Genomic DNA, 386 nt, shown 5'->3' on the forward strand with positions numbered 1-386 from the left:
TCCGTGTTCCGACACACGAGTCTCCCATGCTATCCGGAGCTTTGGACGCCTTATTACCGTCGCGAGGGTAACCCCCCACGTGGCGTGGTGTCGCAAGAATGCCCCACAAGTGACGGAACCGTCTAAAGTGCGACTCGCCCTGTTTCAACCTGACATCCCTCAGAATCTTGGGGCGAATCTTCGATTGGCGGCGTGCCTTGGCGTCGCAGTCGACATTATCGAGCCGTGTGGCTTTCCCCTCACCGACCGCGCGCTGAAGAGAACAGCGATGGACTACGGGGAAAACGTCGCGATTTCCCGCCATTCCGGCTGGTCCGCGTTCCGCGAAGGTCAGACAGCGTCAGGCGCGAGACTGATCTTATTCACAACCCGCGGAAGAACCCGCC

1 protein-coding gene is annotated in these 386 nt (G+C 59.8%); it reads left to right on the plus strand.

Going from position 1 to position 386, the window contains the following annotated elements; translation table 11 throughout:
• Positions 1-127 precede the first annotated feature (127 nt).
• Positions 128-386: tRNA (cytidine(34)-2'-O)-methyltransferase (locus I6F37_RS44505; protein WP_368736844.1), on the plus strand; the 259-nt coding region annotated here is incomplete at its 3' end.

The sequence above is a fragment of the Bradyrhizobium sp. NBAIM08 genome, from assembly GCF_020193935.1.
Classification (GTDB): Bacteria; Pseudomonadota; Alphaproteobacteria; order Rhizobiales; family Xanthobacteraceae; genus Bradyrhizobium; species Bradyrhizobium yuanmingense.